The organism is Microcoleus sp. B4-D4, assembly GCF_036705185.1.
Taxonomy (GTDB): domain Bacteria; phylum Cyanobacteriota; class Cyanobacteriia; order Cyanobacteriales; family Microcoleaceae; genus Microcoleus.
Genome location: NZ_JAUBTX010000017.1, coordinates 36,876 through 57,744, shown reverse-complemented (window position 1 = coordinate 57,744; position 20,869 = coordinate 36,876). Strand labels below are relative to the sequence as shown.

Genomic DNA, 20,869 nt, shown 5'->3' with positions numbered 1-20,869 from the left:
TTTACCTTCCCTTCTCTTTGTTGGGGAGGGTTTTTTATTTTCAGATTATTCGGCGGTTGAAACCGCTACTGCACGAGTTCGGCGGTTGAAACCGCTACTACATAAACAAAGTCTGCCTTCGCAGACTAAGAGAGCGCGATCGCATTTAAAGACTAGAGAGACCGAATTACTCGTTGTTGGAGAAAGAGTTTGCCGTTTTTAGAAACACTGAGGCTGGCTCCTGTAACAATGTAATCCTAGGTGTCTTTTTTGGCCACATAACCAGTCCCCTCTTCAGTTTCATGGTTTGTTCTTCTTTGATGGCGATCGTTTAGAGATGTCATCCGGGGTTGCGTGGGAAAAAGGCTTATGAGAAAACCATTGATTCAACCGTCTTAAACCCCGTGTTACATAGACAGGTCGATCGTGATTAAACACGCCGTAGGCACGTTGTTTTACCCAGTCTGCAATCAAAAACCAGATCAACGCATAAGCCCAGACAAAACCTGCCAAACCCCATCCGAGAGGGGTCATAAAGATGCCATACACAGCAATTAGGGTGGCGAGTATTTGGGTTCCCAGGACGGCTGCTAGCAAAATTTTCGCCGGTTTGATCGACCAAAAGGGCCCCTTAGTGCGGGTGACGAAAATAGTTAAATGTCCGGCGATCGAAAGTTTTAGATAAATCAAAGTTTGCAGAATGCTGCGATCGAGGTGAAAATACCGTTCTCCCAAATACAACATCCCAAAAGAACTAACTAATCCAGTTACCCCCAAAACAGTTGCCAGTCCCAAGACGATCGGCATATTCCAGGTTTCGGGGCGATTGGCAGGACGGGTGTTATCGTAGGCAATGGAAATAATCGCACCATCATTCAACAATGCCAGCAGCACAATCATGATGGCAGTGACGGGATAGAAGTTGTAAACCAGAATAGAAAGGGTCATGAACAACAAAACCCGGATGGTTTCAGTAATCCGGTAAATCGCGTAGTTGTTCATCCGCTGAAAGATGCGGCGGCTTTCTTGAATCGCCTCTACGATTACAGAAAGTCCAGGTGTAAGCAAAACAATATCGGCAGCCGCACGGGCAGCATCGGTGGCTCCAGAAACCGCAATTCCGGCATCAGCTTTTTTGAGGGCGGGGGCATCATTAACGCCATCGCCAGCCATGCCCACGAGATGCCCGCGTTGCTGCAAGACATCGACGATATGGTATTTGTGTTCCGGGAAGACTTGAGCAAATCCGGCGGCGGCTTCGATCGCATCGCTAACTTGTCCAGTTTCGTGAGGTGCGGCTGCTTCTAGCAAACTGGCATCGAGGATATCTCCCTTTAATCCTAGTTGATGAGCAGTTTCACGGGCGATCGCCTGTTGATCTCCCGTTAACATTTTTAGGTCAATTCCCAGCTTTTTCACAGCCTGAATCATCAGTTGGGAGTCGCTGCGGGGTGGATCGAATAGCGGTATTACGCCCAAAAATTGCCAGTTATCACCATCTTCAGTCCGGGCAACCCCCAGGGAACGAAATCCGCGTTTGGCAAAACCTGCGATCGCTTTATCCACTTGCGGCTGCACCTGAGCGACATTTTTTGAGAGGGCCAAAATCACTTGGGGCGCACCTTTTGTCACCTTAAAGCCACCATCAGCACTTTCAACGGTGGCTTCGGTACGTTTTCCCACGGGATCAAAGGGCTGGAAGTGGACAATTTTGTAAGCATCTAAAGGTTGATCTGGCTTCAAACCCGCGATAATTGCCAGATCGATCGGGTCTTTGTTTTCATCGCGAGAAGCCAAGGCGGCGTTGAGAATCAGCGATTCTGGAGCCGTATTCTCTACGCAGAAAGGCTCTCCCAGAGTTAACTGATTGAGAGTTAAAGTACCCGTTTTGTCGGAACAGAGAATGTCAATGCCAGCCATCTCTTCAATAGCCGCCAGCCGACTGACGATCGCTTCCTTTTTCGCCAGTTTTTGCGCTCCTACAGCCATCGTCACTGACAGCACCGTTGGCATTGCTACGGGAATGGAGGCAACCGTCAGCACCAGTAAAAACCGCAGGGTAGTCAGCCACGGATCGCCCCGAAACAGCGTTACTACCAGCACCACTACCACCAGCACCAAGGCAATTACAATCAGGTAATCGCCGATTTTTAATACTGCTCGTTGAAAGTGGCTGACTGTCTGGGCAGATTCTACTAAGTGGGCGGTTTTGCCCATGTAAGTATTAATTCCCGTGGCATAGACAATGCCATCTAATTCTCCTTGTTTGAGGATGGAACTGGAGTAAAGCACGCTTCCGACTTGGCATTCTACGGGTAGTGATTCCCCCGTTAATGCCGATTGGTCAACCTGTGCCGGATCGCCTGACAAAAACCGTACATCTGCTGGTACAATATCGCCCAGACGCAACCGGATCAGGTCGCCTGGAACCAGTTCGCGGGCAGGGATCTGCGTCCAGGTGTTGTCTCGTTTCACCCGTGCCTGGAGTGCTAATTTTGCCTTGAGAGCGGCGATCGCATTCCCTGCTTGAAATTCTTCCCAAAACCCCACTACTCCGTTGCCGATTAGGAGTACCAAAATGATGCCAAAATTAACCCAATCTCCCACCAGTGCGGAAAGAATCACCGCCGCCTCAATCATCCAGGCGATCGGCCCCCAAAAGTGCGACAGGAATTGCATGATTGGGTTGACGGTTGTTTCGGGTAACTCGTTGTAGCCACCTTTTGATTGTCGTTGCAGTGCTTCTTTTTTGCTCAATCCCTGATTGGAAGTAGTCAGTTGCTTTTGTAGGTCTTCTAACGATAGATGCGAAAGCGTTTCTTGATCGGTAGGTGCAGTCATGATCTGGCTCCTCTACTTGTAAATTACAAGCTATTCAAGATAAGATGAGAACAATATTGAAAGCGCAAAACTCCCGATAAATGTCAAGATAGACCAATTTGTATCTTGAGTTTGATGCGCTTCAGGAATAATTTCTTCAGCGATCGCCACCATCAAAGTGCCTGTGGTAAATGCAAGCACAACTAGCTTGGGAAGCTCGGCTTGTCCGCGCAATCCCCAATAGCCGAGCGTCGCGCCCAGCCAAACAGGAATAATAAATGCCGCAAGTAACAAAAATCGCAATGTTCGCGGCATATTTTGACTCTTAAACGCTGCATTAGTGACAAATCCTTCTGGAATGTGAGCTACAACTCTCCCCGATACCAGCACTACTCCTAAATGAGGCGAGATCGTCAGACTGGTGCCAATCATTAATCCATCGCCAAATAAGTCGATCGCAATACTCAGAAAAATTGCCAAACTCACAGTATTGAGATCGATGCCACGCAGTCGATTTTTGCTTAAGTTGAGAAGTTGATTAACCCATACAAAAAAAGCTCCACCTAAAAACAATGCTAGAACCGTTGCCCAAACAGGTTTAGCGATAACGACTTTTGGTATCAGTTCGGTAGATGCGATCGCCAGCAGTACGCCAGCAGCAGCGTGCAGTGCCAGTCCTAATGTTTGTTTTGATGTCGGTAAGGCTTCAGCGATCGTTGCGCCAATGAAGTTGCTGACAACGGGCAAAGCTGATAGTGTTAGAGCAAATAGAAATTCCTGCTGCATAAATCAGGCTCCGCTAGTCGTAACAGACTCTTTGATATTCGATCGTTCTACCGATAGATTGCACCTAGCCCTAGCGATTAGAAATCGCGGCTATACAAACCAAGTCTGGATGGTGCGCGGACTAACTCAAAATAAAGGATTTGAAACCCGCGCAGGCGGGTTTTGCCTGTGTAGCTGCGACTTCCAGTCGCCCGGTGCAAGATATGAGTCTACTGATAGATTGCATCATCGATTGTGGCTCGGAAAAATTCGCCTTCTGACTCAAACCGATCGGTACCAAAGTACCATCCAATCCGCAGACGAGTCGGAATAGTGTAGCCGCAAAATGTACCCTCTTGTTCGATAATTCCACCGAAGTTGACATCATGAAACTCAGCACCTTCTGGATTGCCCCAGCGTGGCAGCTTGAAAGTCTCGATCCTACCAGTTAGATCGATGGTAAAATCAAGTTCGGCTCTCTCACCTTGCACTAACAAACTCGAATGTAAATGTGATGAATCCATGCTTGTCCATGACACATCATCACCACAAAACACAGATGGCAAACAGATTGACTCAGACTGAAGACGACCAACAGCAGACCGCGTAATATCAGCACCTGAAGCTATCATCACCGGGAAAATTCCTAAAAGCTTCCACTGCATAGAACCTACGCCGTCTATGAGGCGATCGGAACCCACAATTGGCAAACCATTCATCCATGCCGTAGCACTCCAAATTAGTCCATGCTCCCAACAAATGACTTGTTCTGCTTTGAATGGAATCCAATTCTTTAATTTGATTTCGCCGTGCATCTGCAATCGAACCGCAGATGCGATCGCAGTTCCAGGTGCGATCGCGTGTTGGAGATATCGTCTTGCTGTTTCTGGCAGGTGAGAGAGTTGATCTGAGTGGAATATGCGATCGTTAGATATCGCTGACTCCCACAGCGTATTGAGAGAAATCTGTTTAGTGTGATGGACAATTTCGCTGGATCGTTGTAACCCCTTTTTTAGATCAATCATTATAAAGTTCAGTCAAAATCAAGTCTTCTAGTTTTAATCATGGTGTTTCGGCACTGACAGCATTGCTTCAATGTCAGGATTTGCCCATTCTGCTGCTATTTTCATAAAATCGGGATCGTCATTAACACAATCGAGCCGCGTGTAAGTCACCGTTGGATACTTACGCTGCAAAGACTGAATTACATCATCCACATCTAGAATGGTTTCAAAATTCTCAGTTGCCCAGCCGAGGGGTTTAAACAGAATGGTTTTAGCACCTGCTTCGATCAGGCTTTTAGCAGCTTGTTTCAGATTAGGCTCTGACCAATTCATCAAAGGCGTGTCATGATTTATCCAACCAATGGAGATGAGCGGATATTGATGCTGCAAATGCGCTTGTACGCGATCGTAAAGAACTTGTCCATCAATCACTCCAGTTAACAGTCCTTGCGCTTTTTCTGGGCCACCGTGAACCGTTAATATAATGCCAATCTGAGACTCAAAAAAGCCACTTGCGAGGGGCTGATTTAGACTTTCCTTAATCTGACTTACCATCAAATTAATGTAGGTAGGTTCAGTCGCAAAGGCTGGAATATATCGAATTTTCTTAAAGGTCGAATGTTGAGACTCATTCTGAGCTGATTTTGCTGCAATCACTTCATTGACTTGTTCTACAGCTATTTTGCTCGTGAATGCAGAATCGACTACAAGCAAAGGATAAATTAGCAAATTTTCAAAGCCTTGCTCAATTATATCTGCTACAACTTCTTGCACAAAAGGTTGACAGAAATAAAAGCCTTTGAACACTTGTACGCGATTTCCCCATTTGTCTTGTAACTCTTCCTCAATACCAAGACGTTGTTTTTCAAAAATCTTATTTTCAGGTGACATGAAACGATCGTGTTTCACTCCAAAATTGTATAAATCTTGAAGTGTGAGAAACCAACCAGCAAGAGGATATAGCCAGTCTGGAATCGACACAAACTGAGCTGCAATGTACTTAGTTGCAGCTTGGTTATAACGACTCAGATCGCGATAAGATTCTACTTCACCATACCCTGCAAGCAATACTGCAACTCGATTTTCTTGTAGCAGCATTTCGCTATTGTCATCAAGTGGCGCGACGGGCTGCGTCGATTGAGATGGATGAGTAATCATAAAAAAGTTCGGTAAGTGGGAAACGAGCGAACATTTGTAGGGTGCGTCAGAGGTAATAACCTATTTTATTAATCAATAACTGAGACTGACGCACCCTACAATCTGGGTTCAATAGGCGAATTGATTAAACAATCGATCGCACCAATCCACCCTCGACTCGCAAGGCAGCACCATTAATTGCAGAGGCTAAAGGACTAGCAACAAATGCAACTAATGCAGCAACTTCAGACGTTGAAGCAAATCGCTGAATCAGGGAAGATGGACGAGTTTTGGTGAAAAATTCTTTCTCAACTTGTTCGGCTGAAATATTTTGCTCTTTGGCAAGTCCCTCGATAAAAGTTTCCACTCCTTCGGAACGAGTTGGCCCTGGCAATACTGTATTCACGGTGACACGACTGCCTGCGGTTGTTTCAGCTAAACCACGAGCCAAGGCTATTTGTGCAGTCTTGGTAACGCCATAGTGAATCATTTCGGCGGGAATATTCAAGCCAGATTCACTAGAGATGAAAATAATGCGTCCCCAATCTTTTTTTAGCATCAAAGGTAAGTAATGACGCGAGAGCCTGACACCGCTCATCACGTTTACTTCCATAAAGTTCATCCACTCTTCATCGGAAATATCTTCAAATGCTTGAGCGCCATAAATTCCCAAGTTGTTGACTAAAATGTTGACTTCTGGCACTTGCTGAAACAACAATTCAGCTCCTGCGGTTGTTCCCAAATCGGCAGCAATTCCCTGAAGTTTGGCATTGGGGACGCTTTGCTGAATGCTTTTGAGGGCATGGTTTACCCGCTCTTCCGTTCTGCCATTGATAATGACAGTTGCTCCTTCCTGGGCAAGTGTCGTGGCGATCGCTAGTCCAATTCCGGCAGTTGAACCGCTGACCAATGCAATCCGATCTGATAGTTGGAGATCCATACTTTCTTAAACCAAATAATGTATAAGCGATCTAGGGTTTGAACCTGCTACAATTAATGAAGCAAGTACCCACTCAATTAGTTGCTACCCATTAGTGTCAACTTAAGCCTGAAAGCTTTGGTATTTCTCGCTTTTACCTAAGTCTAGATCCCCCTAAATCCCCCTTAAGAAGGGGGACTTTGAAAATACTCCTATCCCCCCCTTCTTAAGGGGGAGTAGGGGGCAAGCTAAGGGGGGATCTAGATTTAATAGTCAAACAACAGTCTTTGACTGGGTTTGACGTTAAGTTGACACTAATGGCGGCTACCTACTCCAGTTTCACCACCATTTTACCGACATTTTTGCCTTCAAAAAGACCGATAAACGCATCCACCGATCGCTCGATTCCTGCCACCACTGTTTCCTGGTTCTTCAGTTTGCCAGCTTGGAAATAGCCGCCCACTTCCTGTTCAAATTCACTCTGGCGATCGAGCCAATCGCGAACAATTAGCCCTTTCATCGTCAAGCGTTTGCCAATCATATTAAATAGATTGGAAGGGCCCGGCTGCGGTTTTTCATCGTTATAACCGGAGATGCTGCCACAAGCGATAATCCGGCCATGCACCCGTAATGCCGAGAGCGCCGCTTGCAGCGTTTCGCCTCCTACATTATCGAAATAGACATCAATTCCGTCCGGTGCTGCCTGATTCAGTTGTTCGAGAATAGGGCCGGCCTTGTAATCGAAGGCGCTATCAAATCCGCATTCTTCCTGCAGAAACTTGATTTTTTCCATTGAACCGGCTGAGCCGATGACATGGCATCCGCGCAATTTTGCCAGTTGTCCGGCGACATTTCCCACCGCGCCTGCGGCTCCCGAAATAAAAATAACATCGCCGGCTTTGACTTCTACCAAATTCAACCCAACCCAAGCAGTCATACCTGTCATGCCGAGGGCACCGAGATAAACTGAGAGCGGTTGAATGTCGCGGCTAACCTGATGCAAATCTTTTGGTGCAGCGATGAAGTATTCCCGCCAGCCATAGTTGGAAGTCACAACATCACCCGGCTTTAATTCTTGGGCACGAGACTCGATTACCTCGCCGACTGCGCCGCCTTCCAGTGCTTTTCCTAACGCGAAGGATGGAACATAGGATTTCCCCTCGTTCATGCGACCGCGCATATATGGATCGACTGACATATAGAGATTGCGAACGAGCACTTGCCCATCTTGAATTAGCTCTAGTTTGGTCTCGGCGATCGCAAAGTTATCTGCGGTAGGAATCCCCTTGGGGCGAGAGACTAGCCGAATCTCGCGGCTCATGATATCTGTCATAATTTTCTCCTTAGTGGGTAGATTTTCCGAACTCGATCGACTTAAGTTTGAGCGGTTGCTTTTAATATTTGCTAAAGGCATGGATGCCAAAAATTGCATTTATTTTAGTTCAATTTCTCTCATTTTCTTAATAAAAAAGAAAACGAAATAGATTGAGATTGCTGCGGGTAGGGCGTGTTTTATTGACCCGGAGATCCCCCCTAACCCCCCTTAGGTCGGGGGGAACCGGAAGCGCTCAAAGTCCCCTTTCTTAAGGGGGATTTAGGGGGATCGAGACTGGGCTAAAAGCGAGATTTATCAGGAATTTCAGGCGATTGTTGACACCAATGACCCCCCGTGCCGACCCTCCCAATCTACTTGGCGAGTTGGTCAAATCCTAACGATTGACCGTACTCATATCGGGGTAGCGATCGCCCATCGCAATTCCTAATGGCAGCACTTTGGCGATTTGCTCTAGTTCTGCTTGAGTCAGCGTCACATCGGCTGCTGCAATGTTTTCTTCTAAATAGGTGCGGCGTTTAGTGCCTGGAATTGGCACAATGTCTTCGCCCTGCGCCAAAACCCACGCCAGCGCCAACTGTCCGGCTTTGATGCCCTTAGCGGCTGCCATCTGCTCGATTTGCTCGACGAGTTCCAGATTTTGCTGGAGATTCTCGGCTTGAAAGCGAGGATATCGTTCAGCCCGATAGTCTCCTTCAGATAATGTGTCGAGGCTCTTGATTTTGCCTGTGAGAAACCCGCGCCCCAGAGGGCTATAAGGCACAAATCCAATCCCTAGCTCTCGACAGGTAGGCAAAATCTCGGTTTCTGGCTCCCGGCTCCACAGCGAATATTCTGTCTGAAGTGCGGAAATAGGATGCACTGCTTGGGCGCGGCGGATCGTGGCGCTGGCGGCTTCGGAAAGGCCGAGGTAGCGGACTTTTCCGGCTTGAACTAACTCTGCCATTGCACCTACGGTTTCTTCGATCGCAGTGTTGGGATCGACTCGGTGCTGGTAGTAAAGGTCGATCGCATCTACGCCCAGACGCTTGAGACTGGCATCACAGGCAGAGCGCACATATTCGGGTTTGCCGTTCACGCCCTTAAAGCTGCCGTCGCTACCGCGCACATTGCCAAATTTCGTGGCGATGATGACTCGATCGCGATGCCCTTTAATCGCTTTGCCGACCAACTCCTCATTGTCACCGATGCCATACATATCAGCAGTATCGAGCAAAGTCACGCCTAACTCTAAGGCGCGATGAATAGTGGCGATCGATTCTGACTCATCAGTTGTCCCGTAGAATTCGGACATCCCCATGCAGCCGAGTCCTAGTTCCGAAACCACTAATCCTTGATTCCCCAGTTTTCGCTCTTTCATGATGTTCTGTGACTCTAAAGTTCTTGCTTTGTCGGACGGATGATCATTTCATTCACATCAACATCAGCGGGCTGCTCGATCGCATAGGCGATCGCCCTAGCAATAGCATCTGCATCAATAGCTATTTCATAAAGTGCATTCATGTTCGCTGCTGTATCTTCATCGCTAATCGTGGTAGTCAACTCAGTCGCAACTGCCCCTGGTGAGATATTAGTCGATCGAATTTCACCGTTTGACTCTAATCGCAGCCCTTCCGAGATCGCTCGCACTGCGAACTTAGTAGCACAATAAACCGCCGATCCGGGAAACACTTTATGTCCGGCGACAGATGATAGATTAATGATGTGACCGGACTTTTGCTGGCGCATAGTTGGTAACACGGCCGCAATCCCATAGAGAACGCCCTTGATGTTGACATCAATCATTTGATCCCACTCTTCCACCTTGATTTTGTCGAGGGGAGAGAGCGGCATCAACCCGGCATTATTGATTAGCACGTCGATCCGGCTGTATGTACTCAAAGTTTTTTGCGCCAAGGATTCAACCTGTGCGCGATCGGTGACATCCGTTACTAAGTAGGTTGCAGTTCCTCCCGATCGGGCGATCGCGTCAACCAGTTCTTTGAGCCGATCTTCGCGGCGGGCAGCTAACATTAGTTTGGCTCCACTAGCAGCAAGTCGCTTCGCTGTCGCCTCACCTAATCCACTGCTGGCTCCGGTGATAATTACCACTTTGTTTTGAATTTCAGACATATTGATTTGTGCGGGTTATTGAGTGTGGGTCATCAAACATTGGATGCTGAAATCAGCTAAACTCAGCATTATTCAATCAGCTCAACTAGCTTGTAGCTGGATCAATGTTTGTGTATCAGCAGCGTCAGCGATCGACATCGCCACAATCACACCGTTTGAGTTCTGTCCCGTTAAGACTTCTGTTGGTGAATCGATCGTGTGAGCGTAAGTCACCACATCTTTACCCACTTCAATCACCAAATCATCTCCCTTGCCAGGGCGATCGTAAACCATCGCATGAAGAGGTGCATTCTTAATCAGTTCTGCATCACCGAGTTCTGAACCGATGATTTCGATCGAAATATGCCGTCCCCGATTGCCATCGGTAAACTGATCGAAAAATTCACCCCAGCGCTCGCGGGGCACAGATTTGTTGGTTTCAATCTTGTTGGTCATTTCCATTTTATTCACCATGATGATTGTTTGTGAGAAAAAAGTAGTAAAAACAAATTGAGTTGGGATGATCCCATTTTTGCTTTCAGATCGTGGACGGTTGCATCAGAATAATATATTTGGATAATATAGCGTGCAAGCGTCTCGGTCGCGGCATAGCGTGCGAGCGTCTCTGTCGCACTCCTAAAAAACGCTTGTCACCCAATTGGGATGCTCCCATTGTTTTTTTTGCAGTCAATTGAATGTTTGCACAATTTGCCCCATCTAATCTCTACCTTTCGATTGAATGTTTGCACAATTTGCCCCATCTAATCTCTAACATTTGAATGTTTTAACGAAAAGTTAGACTCAACCAAAATAAGGTATAGCCTTTCTGTGCTCTGGTATGAGGTACTATCCGGGATAGGGCATAGGGCATTGGGCATAGGGCGGAGCGAAGCGGAGGGATTGGGCATAGGGCATAGGGAATAGGGCATATCTCACTTTTGTGAGAACCGCTATACTATGCCAAATTAATTTCGCATTTTTAAATTCTGTATCTTTGATTGAATTTGGCACAGAAGCAAATGAGCTGTGACAATATTTATTTTTGCTTGTGCTAATTGGTTTAAGTAAATACACTTCACCCTTTAACTTCAATTATTAGGGAAAGCTTGTTAAAAAAACAATTTGAAGTGACTCATTTGGCGATCGTTATGCCACTGCAATGTAGTTTATTATTAGGCTATCTTTTATGATTGGCGAGGGTATCGTTCTTCAGGAATAGTTTTTATGAAAGCAGAGTTATCTTTAATTTGTGATTCTTAGCAAGTTATTGGTTTAAACCTCTTCGTGCTAAGGCTTGAACCTCAGTTCGCAGTGCGTACATTTCTGCTTGTAGAGCTTGATATCAAATCCGGTAGCATCGGAATTATTCATATCTCTATTCTCTCTCTGTGTCCTCTGTGTTCTCTGCGGTTAAATCATTCCGATGCAACCGGAAACGATATGATAGGTTCGCTATACCTCATAACGCATTTGATGCTTGTGTAAAGCATCAACTATTTAAAAGTAACTTTCGAGCAGATCGTACTAACCGCCGGCCGTGGTGCGCCAATGATGTTGAAGCGATTTCCAAACAACCAGAGAGATTGTGTCATGAGATTGCTCCGATTGAGTCAATAGCTTGGGAAGATTCGGACACGATCGCTTTTGCATCAACGCTTTTCATCCATTTGGTGTACAAGTTTGACTCATAATGGAGCGATCGTTCTTGAACACCTCTAAAGTCCCCTTCCCTTGATGATCTCCTTTACCACCAAGCACTTGATATTTATAGTTGCCATTCTTAAACTTATAAACTTGAGCCGATCCTGTATCCTCTCTAGTTCCCTTACCCAAACTCAAATTACCTTGAGGACTTGTAGAACGGTAGAGAAGTTCGCCCGAATCATACCTTTTCCAAATATTAACGTTGTATCCACCTTGGCACTTCAAACTGAGTACCAAGTCAGCAGTAGAGTCCGCCGAAGCTGGTAAGACGAGATAAGTTGAAACACCAGTCATCAAACCAAGCAGTAATGCAAATCGCTTCAGTAGTGTTTTCATAGTTTGCTGTTGTAGTTTTGATTGTTTGCGTTTCTACCATCATCTTGACTTTGAGCATTCATTAGCGCGACAAATACCTCATAAGGTACTTGATGGATGGGACTTATACGCCCTAAGTTGTGCTCGTAATTGGGCAATTTCAGTCGCCATATCTAACACCATTGCGGCTCCGACTAAGTTCAGTCCCAAGTCTTGACGCAACCGCTGAATCTGAGCAATTCTAGCAATCTCGCGGGAATGCAGCAGGTCGCCGATTGGTTCGATTACACCTAATTCAACATAAATTTTCACTAGCGTAATTGAAGTTTCAGTTACCAATGCAGCATATTCAAAGGTGTAGAGTTGTTCACCTTCGGGTGAAACCACAATTTTTGAAAGGCTAAAGCTCATAACTTAATTTCCTCTAACTGAGTACGCGGGTTAAAACTCGTATTTGCCTGGATTTTTTCGTAGCATTCTTGCTCGATCGCACTTAAGTCTTTCGGCGTGACAATTAGAAGTTTGGCGAGTAAGTCACCGCGTCCCCCTTTTTGCAATGTCCAGCCTTTGCCGCGCAGTCTTAACGATTGTCCCGATCGCACTCCTTTAGGCACTTTCATTGTAACGCTACCATCGGGAGTTGGTACGCTGATTTCTGCCCCTAAAACGGCTTCGTCGGGGCGAATTGGAATGTCACAAACTATGTCATCACCCTCGAATCGAAAGAAGGAATGGGGCAAAATCTCGATCGTTAAATACAAATCGCCGCGCTGTTGAGAGAATGGACTAGGACGACCTTTACCTTTGAGTCGAATTCGACTACCGGGTTTTGCGCCTGCGGGAATGCGGACGTTGATTGTTTCATCGTCGAGTTGCAGCCGTTTCTGGACACCGTGAAATGCTTCAGAAAATGTGAGTGCGATCGCAGCTTCGGTATCCGGCGCGGGCGCTTGAGAACGAAATCCGTCACCAAAATCATTAAAACCATTGGTCGCAGTTTGATAGTTCTGGGTTCTACGTTTCGATCCACCTTTCATTCCTCCCAGCAAATCGTTGATAAATGAATCAAAGTCCTCGTAGCGATCGAAGTCTTCCGCCGAAACATTAGTTCCTCTAGGAGTTGGCGCTTCAGTGTATCCCGGCTGATTCCAATGTTGACCAAAGCGATCGTACTTTTGCCGGTTCTCTGGATCGGAAAGTACCTCATTTGCTTCGTTCAAGTCTTTGAACTTTGCCTCTGCATCTTTATCCCCAGGATTGAGGTCAGGATGGTACTTGCGGGCCAGTTTGCGGTAAGCCCGTTTGATTTCTTCAGGAGTTGCAGTTTTGCTCACTCCCAGGATGGTGTAATAGTCTTTAAAATCCGTTGCCGTTGGCATCACTGACCTCTCAATATGTAATGCTGTTATCTGAAATACTATCTGAAATGCTAAAAATGATGATTTATCTAAACTTAATTTGAATTCAAAAAAATGACTGATAAACTAAGTGGGAGTTTTCACGGCTCCAGAATTTCTGGAGCGTGAAGTGTTGATTGTTTTATCCTAGTTTTTCCATAGTCCCTTACTTGTTTTCATCTCTGACTCCTGGGAAAATTTATTGACTGTTAGCTAGACAGAGGCGGGTCAGTTCTCTGATTTTCTTGGTCGTGCAGCCGTCCGAGAGTGCTATCGATCAAGTGGGTCACTTTCTCCGCAGCCCCGTCAACAGCTTGGTCTAAGGTTTCTGCCTGATGTGTTACCGCGAGGGGTTGGAGTCCTTCAAGACGGGCTTCGATCATGCAGCGCATATCGTCACCGCCGCCCTTCTTGTCGCTGTTCACATCGCTCAGGTGAACATCAACGTGAGTGATGCGATCGCTAAATCGGCTCAGGCTCTCTGCCACTACACCACTAACCTGAGTAGCTAGTGCTTCGTGACCTTCGATGTTATGACCGGTATGAATTTGGATTTGCATGATGTTCTCCTGTTTTAATTGTGATACGGGCGGTTTTAACCGCCGTGAATCTTTCTTAACAGGACTTACGCAAAACTATCCGTAACGCCGCCATCCTGGCGGTATCTTTACCGCCAGGATGGCGGCGTTACCTAATCGTGCGTAAGTCCTGCTTAATTTAATAGCGCAGGATAGCAGCGATCGCTTTATGTTCAGGTACATCTTCCTGTTCTACGGCGTAAACCGTTCCCCCATTGGTGAGGGTATGTAGTGCCGCTAGATCGAGCAAATCTTCGTCACCTGTTTCCTGTCGATCGTGAATCTGAATGGAATTTGCTTCTGGATTGAATACTCCCCAAACGTTTTTATTAATAGGTACAAACAAGGTTTCAACACGCTGGAAATAAGCGGCAGTTACGACTTTTTCGATAGTATTAGCCGTTTGTTCGCTACCTTGTAGTTCCTCGTAATGGGAAAATTTTGATACTTTGGCGAGATCGAAATAGGGTTGTGCAATCTGCCAAGCCTGGGTATGCAGTTCGTCCAGCGTCAAAGTTTCTGGATTGCCAGGGATACCATCAGGTAGCAAATTGGCATAAGTATTTGCCTCGTGATAAATCGGGAATAGATAATCAACTCCTGCCAAAATTAGCGGTGCTTGCTGGTTTTTGAAGAAAGACTCTAAACCGTTGTTGACTTGGCGAAAGTAACGCAATAAATCATTTTTCTGATCTTCGTTGCCGGCTCCTTGTCCATGAAAAATCGCACTATTGCCTTTTGATGAGCCTGTATGTGCTTGGAGGCTTTTTTGGGGATCGTCGTACTGCAAAGCTGCTGCGATGTTGGTGGGTACATCTGTTAACTCAACTTCTTTCAGGTGATAACGAGTTCCTTGAAATAACCGAACTTGGTTTTGGCTCAAGGCTAGAACAGAAAACGTCCCATCCCCTGAGATTAGTTGCAGTAGTGGTTTGATGTGGAAGCGATCGCCAACTACCGTTAATTCAGGGAAAGCGATCGGTAAACAGTAGTAGCGGAACTGATTGGGAGATAGAAAAATTGCCAGTCCATCGCTTTGATGTTGCCAGAAGTCATAGGTATCTAGCTCATGAATGGGTTGCAGCAACTCTTTGGCATCCTGTTCGGGCAGTCCCATCGCCAGCAATTTTTCGACCGCTTGTCGAACCAAATTCTTTAACCGAATCGGATTTTGCTGGGTTTCGATTCCTAAACGCTCCATTGGCGCATAGATCGAGATACAGGTCGAGTTTGACGCTGTGGTTAAAGCGGTCAATTCATCAACAGTGAATAAGTTCATGATGTACTTCTCAGTAAATTTTTTGCTCAAGTTTGTATCAGGTGTTGCTCAATGGCTAATCAGGGTTTGCCATTCCTGAATTGCAGTAGAGGGAACAGATAAGCTGACGGATTTACCGTCGATGGTTGGTAATGTCAGTTGCAGGGGAATCTTCGCTTGTAACTGAGGTAGGGCAAGCTGAATGTCATATTCTGCGACATTCGCTGGGGCTGGTGTGTCCTGAGAAATTTCGCTAGAAATATCCTTGGCGGTTAGAGTTTCGCCCATAGATGTTGTCAAGGTAAGCGGTTGAGTGCGATCGAATTCCACCGCACCAGGAAAGCCCACGACGCGCAGAGAGACACTAGAACTACCTTCGGGATGGATGCGCTTAAAGGCGATCGCCTGCCAGGAATTTCCGTTTTGATCTTGCAGGGTTTGTCGGGATTGGTAGAGCATTTGCCCTGGATATTCTTCGATTTGCGTCAAAGATGCAAAAGCGGGTAAGGGACTCCAGACAACCAGTGAAACGCAGATTAAAGCAGCTAGCAGCCAGCGCAGCGGGTGAATTTTCAACCCGTTAAAGCAGATAGAGTTCATCACAAAAATCCTCTTAAAGTAAGTTAAAAGCTTTGGCAATTGCAGAGTAAAAATTCGGAATTTTAACTAGAAGCGATCGCTTCTCCTGCGGTTTTCCAACCTGCAAAGCTAGGTGGAAACCCCTGGACATTCTCATAACCCAATAAGTGCAGTGTCATTACTCCCATTGCCGCTCGATAACCGGCGGAACAATACAGCACTACAGGGCGATCGTGTGGAATTTGCTCCAGATTCTGCGCCAGGGTTTGGAGGGGAATATTGATGGCATCAGGTATATGTCCAGACTTATACTCAGAGGGTTCTCGCACATCCACCAACAGGGTTTGAGGGTTCTTTAATTGTTTTTTTAACCCTTCGACATTGGCGATCGTGTAATAGCCTGGTGGAATCGATGTGAGAAAGCGATCGATTGTTGATTCCAGATTTACGGTTTTTTCAGACATTGTTTGCATCTTTTCTTGAAAGATTGGTTCAGTTTCTACGAGAGTTGCTGCGAGGATATGGTTTTGCCCAATGCCAACCAAAAAACAAAAACATAGTGCAAAACCCAGCAATATCATCTGAATTGATTTCTTAAAGCTCATGGATTTCTCCTAAACTCCTAGTGAAAATTTGAGCCGATTCGATCTATTTCCTTTCAGGTTTTGTGCATTCATCTCTGACTCCTGGGAAAATTTATTGACTATTAACTGAGCTAGATAGAGGTGGGTCAGTTCTCTGATTTTCTTGGTCGTGCAGCCGTCCGAGAGTGCTATCGATCAATCTGGTCAATTTATCGGCAGCCCCGTCCACAGCTTGGTCTAAGGTCGCTGCCTGATTTGTTACCGCGAGGGGTTGGAGTCCTTTGAGGCGGGCTTCGATCGTGCAGCGCATATCGTCATCGCCGCCCTTCTTGTCGCTGTTCTCATCGCTCAGGTGAACATCAACGTGAGTGATGCGATCGCCCAATCGGCTTAGACTCTCTGCAACTACACCACTAACCTGAGTGGCTAGTGCTTTGTCACCTTCGATGTTGTGGCCGGTATGAATTTGGATTTGCACAATGTTCTCCTGTGGTAATTGTGATTGGCTTAATATTCAGATGGAATTACGAATTATTCTCGTCCTACCCCCCACTTCCAGTTGCGGATTTCCGGCAAGTCTTCGCCGTGCTTGTCGATGTAATGCTTATGCTCGATCAACTTGTCCTGCATCATCTGCTTGAGATAGTCTCCCTTACTACCCAAATGCAGCAGACGATCGACTACATCTTGCACCAGATGAAAGCGATCCAGGTCATTTTGCACCCTCATGTCAAGTGTACATAGATGAAGTTCTGTCCCGGTGTTGTACCCCAATTTCCAACCACTAATGGTTTGACGTGGGAGAGTTGCAGAGGCTGCTTCAGCAATGGATTGTCGTAGAGATAAATTTGCCCAACTGACAGATAGTTGGCGGCACGCCAGTAGGCATCTATTTTGTGGAGTAGTTCTGGGGAAAGAGTGTTTGTTTTTATGGTTAATTGCCCAATTTCTAAGCCCGATAAACCAGTCCGATCAATTGTGTTCACGGTTTTTCTCTCTTTATTTATCTCGATCGGGATTTGTATCTTTTATGACTAAAACAGAACAATTCGCGCGATCGACCACATGATTGCTGACACTACCTACGAAAAATTCTGCGATCGCAGAGTGGTCATGCCGACCCAGTACGATCAGATCGGCTTTCCACTCTTGAGCAACACTGGAAATCGTTGCCCCTGGCTCACCAAAATTGTGTTGGTATTCAGCAGGAATATTTCGGGCAGTTGCGCGATCGCAGTATTCTTGTAACCAAGTTTTTGCCTGCTCAATCTGTAGCTGAAGCGTTTCGTCCTGGATTAATTGAGGCAACCCAGTGTTGATTGGATAGATCCCAAATGTCCCACCTGACTGGAATCCTGGAGCGATCGCAGTCAAGTCTACGAGGCAATGAAGGATCATCAATTTTGCTTGCTCTTGCTGCGCTAAATTGAGTGCCCGATTAAACACGATGGATGTCAAAGGAGAATGATTAATGGCAACTAGAATGCGTTTGAAGTTCATTATTTTGAGCCTTCAGGTTAATTTCAGTGTTGACTAAATCTGCTATTTGTAAAAGTTGAATTATTTCCTTGCGGGTAGGATGTAAAGCTGGTTCCGGGCCTGAAATTTTTCCCCCAGATGAACGTAGCGCAAGAGCCAGTAAATGCTTAAGCCTAAATCCGCAATTTCATCAATCACGGATAGTAAATGTATCCCTGACTTGAGATTGAGGTTGAGATTTTGTTAAAGAATCGCGAGTCCTAAAATCAGTGCAGAAATAATGGTTAAAGTAAACTGTATCTAAAATTCACTCTAGCCCAATGTTGGCAGTAAACTAGCAGTTTTGTGTCTCTCTAAAGGATGATATTTTGATTGTAGGTAGCTAGACATAAGGCATTGCTTTCTAAATCTTTGCTTTGAAAAATAGCAGGTGTCTCAAACGGTGTCCATTAAAGATAGCCGTGCGAGGCAAGCAGTAATATTAGTAGCATCATCCCTCCATTACCCATCATTCCTCTCGGTGAGGACACACCAGTGGCAGTAATATTCGTGCCGCGATCGCTGCTAGCTGTTCAATAGATGCGATCGCCATTGGAGTTAAAGAATACCCTCGCATCTTTGACATTAAAACTTTGCTGTGGTATGATATACATGAATATAGCAAGATAGTAATTAGAATGCCGATCAATAACCAAACTAAGATAATTTACTGGGTTTGAGCGATCGCCTAAAAATCACGTCTCATAGTAATAGCGATCGCAATCATTACTCCTCTAAAATCGCCGATATTGTAGGGTTTGTTAATGCAATGTAACGCAACCAAACGTTAATGAATGCTAATTTTTTGTGCGTTACTCTCCGCTAGGACACTCTACAAAGTTGCATTTTGCCAAATAAAACTCTATTCAGGGATGTTACCATGCAAAAATCTTGTTATTACACTTATTGGTTGCTTTATCTGACAATTTATGTAATACTTATTGTATAAGTATTTATCCTGTAATATACAAGATAATACGTAGTTAGAAAACATAAACTACCAAAAATATAAATGGCATTTGATAAAAAAGACGCTCAGATAATAGCTTATAGAGCAGCCTACATATGCAGTAATCCCGAATGCAATACCCTGACAATAGGTCCGGCAATTACCGACCCTCAATTAATAAATAAAAAGGGCGAGGCTGCTCATATTCTTGGTGAAAAGGCAGGTGCAGCTAGGCATGATCCGAACTCCTCTATCAATGTAGCAAGTGTCGAAAATGGATTATGGTTATGTGCTAACTGCCATACTTTAATAGATAAAAATCAAGGCGCTGATTATTCTTCAGATGATCTCTTCGGATGGAAGAAAGAACATGAAGAATTTATATCAATGCTGCTTAGAACCCATAAAAGTCCAGTCCCGATCATTTTAAGACAGTCAACAAACCGAAAAATCGCACAAAATATTGTTGATTGTATATCGAATAAAGGTGTCTATTTTCAATGTCATTCAATTGAAAATCCTGATCATGTTATGAAATCTATCGATGAAGTAAGAAGACAAATTATTTTTGAAGTTCAAGCTATTGACTCTGATAAACGCCTAAAACAAATATGTAAATATATTCAGGATGCAAACCGAGAGTTCATGAATGAATTGTCACTAGATAACAGTTTATTGGATGATTATTTAATTATTCTACGAAAGAGGGTTGGGATACAGTTAAAAAGATTAAGAGACGAAATAGGATGTCATATCTCAGGTCAGATTACATCGATCATACCCTAATGTTCTAACAAAGCGCTGTTTTTGAATAAATTTTCCATAAAGTGCGACTTAGACTCCTCCATTGGTTTCAAGCAAAAATGGTCAGTTTCGTTGTTGAGTTCCGAGAAGTTATTGGCGATTCTTTTCAGGATGAATCCCACCGCAAAGACAAGTAATTAACAAGCGATCGCCCAAAAATCACGACTCACAGGAATGGCGATCGCTAATATCAATCAATTCTCATCCTTATTTCTGGCTCTCCAGAATTTTCTTCGCAGTTAAAAGTTCTTGATGTTGCTCTTTACTGAGCGTAGGATACTTGAGATTCAGTTCCTTTAACTGAGTGTAAATGATACCCGCCACAACTAGACGAGTAAACCATTTGCGATCGGCGGGGATAATATACCAAGGAGCATATTCTGTACTGGTATGATTAAACATATCCTCATAGACAGCCATATAGTCATCCCAAAAGGCACGCTCTTTCGCATCATTCACAGAAAATTTCCAATTCTTTTCAGGGCGATTAATCCGTTCTAGAAAACGTTCTTTCTGCTCCTCTTTGGATACATTGAGGAAAAACTTGAGGACGATCGTCCCATTATTGACCAGATGCTTCTCAAAGTTGTTGATTTCCTCAAAGCGGCGCTTCCAAATATCATTATCAATTATGCTAACAGGGAGCGGTCGCTGCTCTAGGATTTCTGGATGCACTCTTGTTACTAAAATTTCTTCGTAATAAGAGCGATTAAAAATTCCAATTTTTCCTCTTTCGGGTAAAGCCTTAGAACATCGCCACAAATAGTCATGATTTAACTCTTCCGTAGATGGAGCTTTAAAGCTATGCACCTGACATCCTTGAGGATTAATCCCAGACATAACGTGCTTGATGGTACTATCTTTTCCCGCAGCATCCATCGCCTGAAAGATGATTAGCACAGCGTGGGTATTTTGGGCATAGAGAATATCCTGATATTCAGCTAACGCCTCAATACCTTCCTTTAATTGACCTTTAGCTTTCGACTTTTTGAGGCGATCGGCTTTGTAGCCTGGGTCATAGTCTTTAGTAAGGGAAATCTTCTGTTCTGGTGGAACAATAAAAGGACGAATCAAATCGTCAAGATTTTCGATGGGAAATGGGTTTAAGGATGAATCTGTCATACTTTTAATTCTA

General features: G+C 45.1%; 22 protein-coding genes. 1 reads left to right on the top strand and 21 read right to left on the bottom strand.

Going from position 1 to position 20,869, the window contains the following annotated elements:
• Window positions 1-279 precede the first annotated feature (279 nt).
• The 20 genes from QUB13_RS14940 to QUB13_RS14845 all read right to left on the bottom strand — a co-directional run bounded on the left by QUB13_RS14940 (window position 280) and on the right by QUB13_RS14845 (window position 17,963).
• A complete protein-coding gene (locus tag QUB13_RS14940) occupies window positions 280-2,820 on the bottom strand; it encodes a plasma-membrane proton-efflux P-type ATPase (protein WP_333382036.1) in 2,541 nt (846 codons plus the stop codon).
• Between the two features lie 30 nt (window positions 2,821-2,850).
• Window positions 2,851-3,585, bottom strand: a complete 735-nt coding sequence (locus QUB13_RS14935; RefSeq protein WP_333382035.1) for a ZIP family metal transporter — start codon at window positions 3,583-3,585, stop codon at window positions 2,851-2,853.
• Window positions 3,586-3,794: 209 nt separating this feature from the next.
• On the bottom strand, window positions 3,795-4,589 hold the full coding sequence (locus tag QUB13_RS14930; RefSeq protein ID WP_333382034.1) for a DUF6920 family protein: 795 nt from the start codon (window positions 4,587-4,589) through the stop codon (window positions 3,795-3,797).
• Window positions 4,590-4,622: 33 nt separating this feature from the next.
• Complete coding sequence (locus QUB13_RS14925; RefSeq protein WP_333382033.1) at window positions 4,623-5,726, bottom strand: ferrochelatase; 1,104 nt, start codon at window positions 5,724-5,726, stop codon at window positions 4,623-4,625.
• A 124-nt stretch (window positions 5,727-5,850) separates the two neighbouring features.
• A complete protein-coding gene (locus QUB13_RS14920; RefSeq protein ID WP_333382032.1) occupies window positions 5,851-6,645 on the bottom strand; it encodes an SDR family NAD(P)-dependent oxidoreductase in 795 nt (264 codons plus the stop codon).
• Window positions 6,646-6,952: 307 nt separating this feature from the next.
• Window positions 6,953-8,056: an NADP-dependent oxidoreductase gene (locus QUB13_RS14915; protein ID WP_333382029.1), complete on the bottom strand. Its 1,104-nt coding sequence runs from the start codon at window positions 8,054-8,056 to the stop codon at window positions 6,953-6,955.
• A 277-nt stretch (window positions 8,057-8,333) separates the two neighbouring features.
• Entirely contained in the window at window positions 8,334-9,317 is a 984-nt protein-coding gene (locus QUB13_RS14910; protein ID WP_333382027.1) for an aldo/keto reductase, read from the bottom strand.
• 14 nt (window positions 9,318-9,331) lie between these two features.
• Entirely contained in the window at window positions 9,332-10,069 is a 738-nt protein-coding gene (locus QUB13_RS14905; protein ID WP_333382025.1) for an SDR family oxidoreductase, read from the bottom strand.
• 81 nt (window positions 10,070-10,150) lie between these two features.
• Window positions 10,151-10,504 (bottom strand): DUF5335 family protein, encoded by a 354-nt coding sequence (locus QUB13_RS14900; RefSeq protein ID WP_333382023.1) that lies wholly within the window; start codon window positions 10,502-10,504, stop codon window positions 10,151-10,153.
• 1,203 nt (window positions 10,505-11,707) lie between these two features.
• Window positions 11,708-12,088: a hypothetical protein gene (locus QUB13_RS14895; protein ID WP_333382021.1), complete on the bottom strand. Its 381-nt coding sequence runs from the start codon at window positions 12,086-12,088 to the stop codon at window positions 11,708-11,710.
• Between the two features lie 78 nt (window positions 12,089-12,166).
• Window positions 12,167-12,478, bottom strand: a complete 312-nt coding sequence (locus tag QUB13_RS14890) for a chaperone modulator CbpM (RefSeq protein WP_333115450.1) — start codon at window positions 12,476-12,478, stop codon at window positions 12,167-12,169.
• Window positions 12,475-13,446 carry a DnaJ C-terminal domain-containing protein gene (locus QUB13_RS14885; protein WP_333382019.1) on the bottom strand — a complete coding sequence of 324 codons (972 nt, stop codon included), beginning with the start codon at window positions 13,444-13,446 and terminating at the stop codon, window positions 12,475-12,477. Before QUB13_RS14885 ends, QUB13_RS14890 begins: the two co-directional genes overlap by 4 nt.
• Window positions 13,447-13,673: 227 nt before the next feature.
• A complete protein-coding gene (locus tag QUB13_RS14880) occupies window positions 13,674-14,024 on the bottom strand; it encodes an HPF/RaiA family ribosome-associated protein (RefSeq protein ID WP_333382017.1) in 351 nt (116 codons plus the stop codon).
• Between the two features lie 157 nt (window positions 14,025-14,181).
• Window positions 14,182-15,321 carry a baeRF7 domain-containing protein gene (locus tag QUB13_RS14875; RefSeq protein WP_333382015.1) on the bottom strand — a complete coding sequence of 380 codons (1,140 nt, stop codon included), beginning with the start codon at window positions 15,319-15,321 and terminating at the stop codon, window positions 14,182-14,184.
• Window positions 15,322-15,369: 48 nt separating this feature from the next.
• Window positions 15,370-15,900 (bottom strand): DUF3122 domain-containing protein, encoded by a 531-nt coding sequence (locus QUB13_RS14870; protein ID WP_333382013.1) that lies wholly within the window; start codon window positions 15,898-15,900, stop codon window positions 15,370-15,372.
• Between the two features lie 62 nt (window positions 15,901-15,962).
• Window positions 15,963-16,484, bottom strand: a complete 522-nt coding sequence (locus QUB13_RS14865) for a rhodanese-like domain-containing protein (RefSeq protein WP_333382011.1) — start codon at window positions 16,482-16,484, stop codon at window positions 15,963-15,965.
• Between the two features lie 91 nt (window positions 16,485-16,575).
• Window positions 16,576-16,941, bottom strand: coding sequence for an HPF/RaiA family ribosome-associated protein (locus tag QUB13_RS14860; RefSeq protein ID WP_333382009.1), 366 nt, complete (start codon window positions 16,939-16,941; stop codon window positions 16,576-16,578).
• Between the two features lie 53 nt (window positions 16,942-16,994).
• Window positions 16,995-17,186, bottom strand: a complete 192-nt coding sequence (locus tag QUB13_RS14855; RefSeq protein ID WP_333382007.1) for a hypothetical protein — start codon at window positions 17,184-17,186, stop codon at window positions 16,995-16,997.
• A 2-nt stretch (window positions 17,187-17,188) separates the two neighbouring features.
• Complete coding sequence (locus QUB13_RS14850; protein WP_333115459.1) at window positions 17,189-17,449, bottom strand: hypothetical protein; 261 nt, start codon at window positions 17,447-17,449, stop codon at window positions 17,189-17,191.
• Between the two features lie 13 nt (window positions 17,450-17,462).
• Window positions 17,463-17,963 carry a universal stress protein gene (locus tag QUB13_RS14845; RefSeq protein WP_333382005.1) on the bottom strand — a complete coding sequence of 167 codons (501 nt, stop codon included), beginning with the start codon at window positions 17,961-17,963 and terminating at the stop codon, window positions 17,463-17,465.
• Window positions 17,964-18,993: 1,030 nt separating this feature from the next.
• Between QUB13_RS14845 and QUB13_RS14840 the strand changes: the two genes are divergently transcribed.
• The gene (locus QUB13_RS14840) at window positions 18,994-19,716 is read left to right on the top strand and encodes an HNH endonuclease (protein ID WP_333382003.1); all 723 of its coding nucleotides are present in this window, start codon (window positions 18,994-18,996) and stop codon (window positions 19,714-19,716) included.
• A 225-nt stretch (window positions 19,717-19,941) separates the two neighbouring features.
• Here QUB13_RS14840 and QUB13_RS14835 read toward each other — a convergent pair whose 3' ends face one another.
• On the bottom strand, window positions 19,942-20,856 hold the full coding sequence (locus tag QUB13_RS14835; RefSeq protein WP_333382001.1) for a polyphosphate kinase 2 family protein: 915 nt from the start codon (window positions 20,854-20,856) through the stop codon (window positions 19,942-19,944).
• Window positions 20,857-20,869 lie beyond the last annotated feature (13 nt).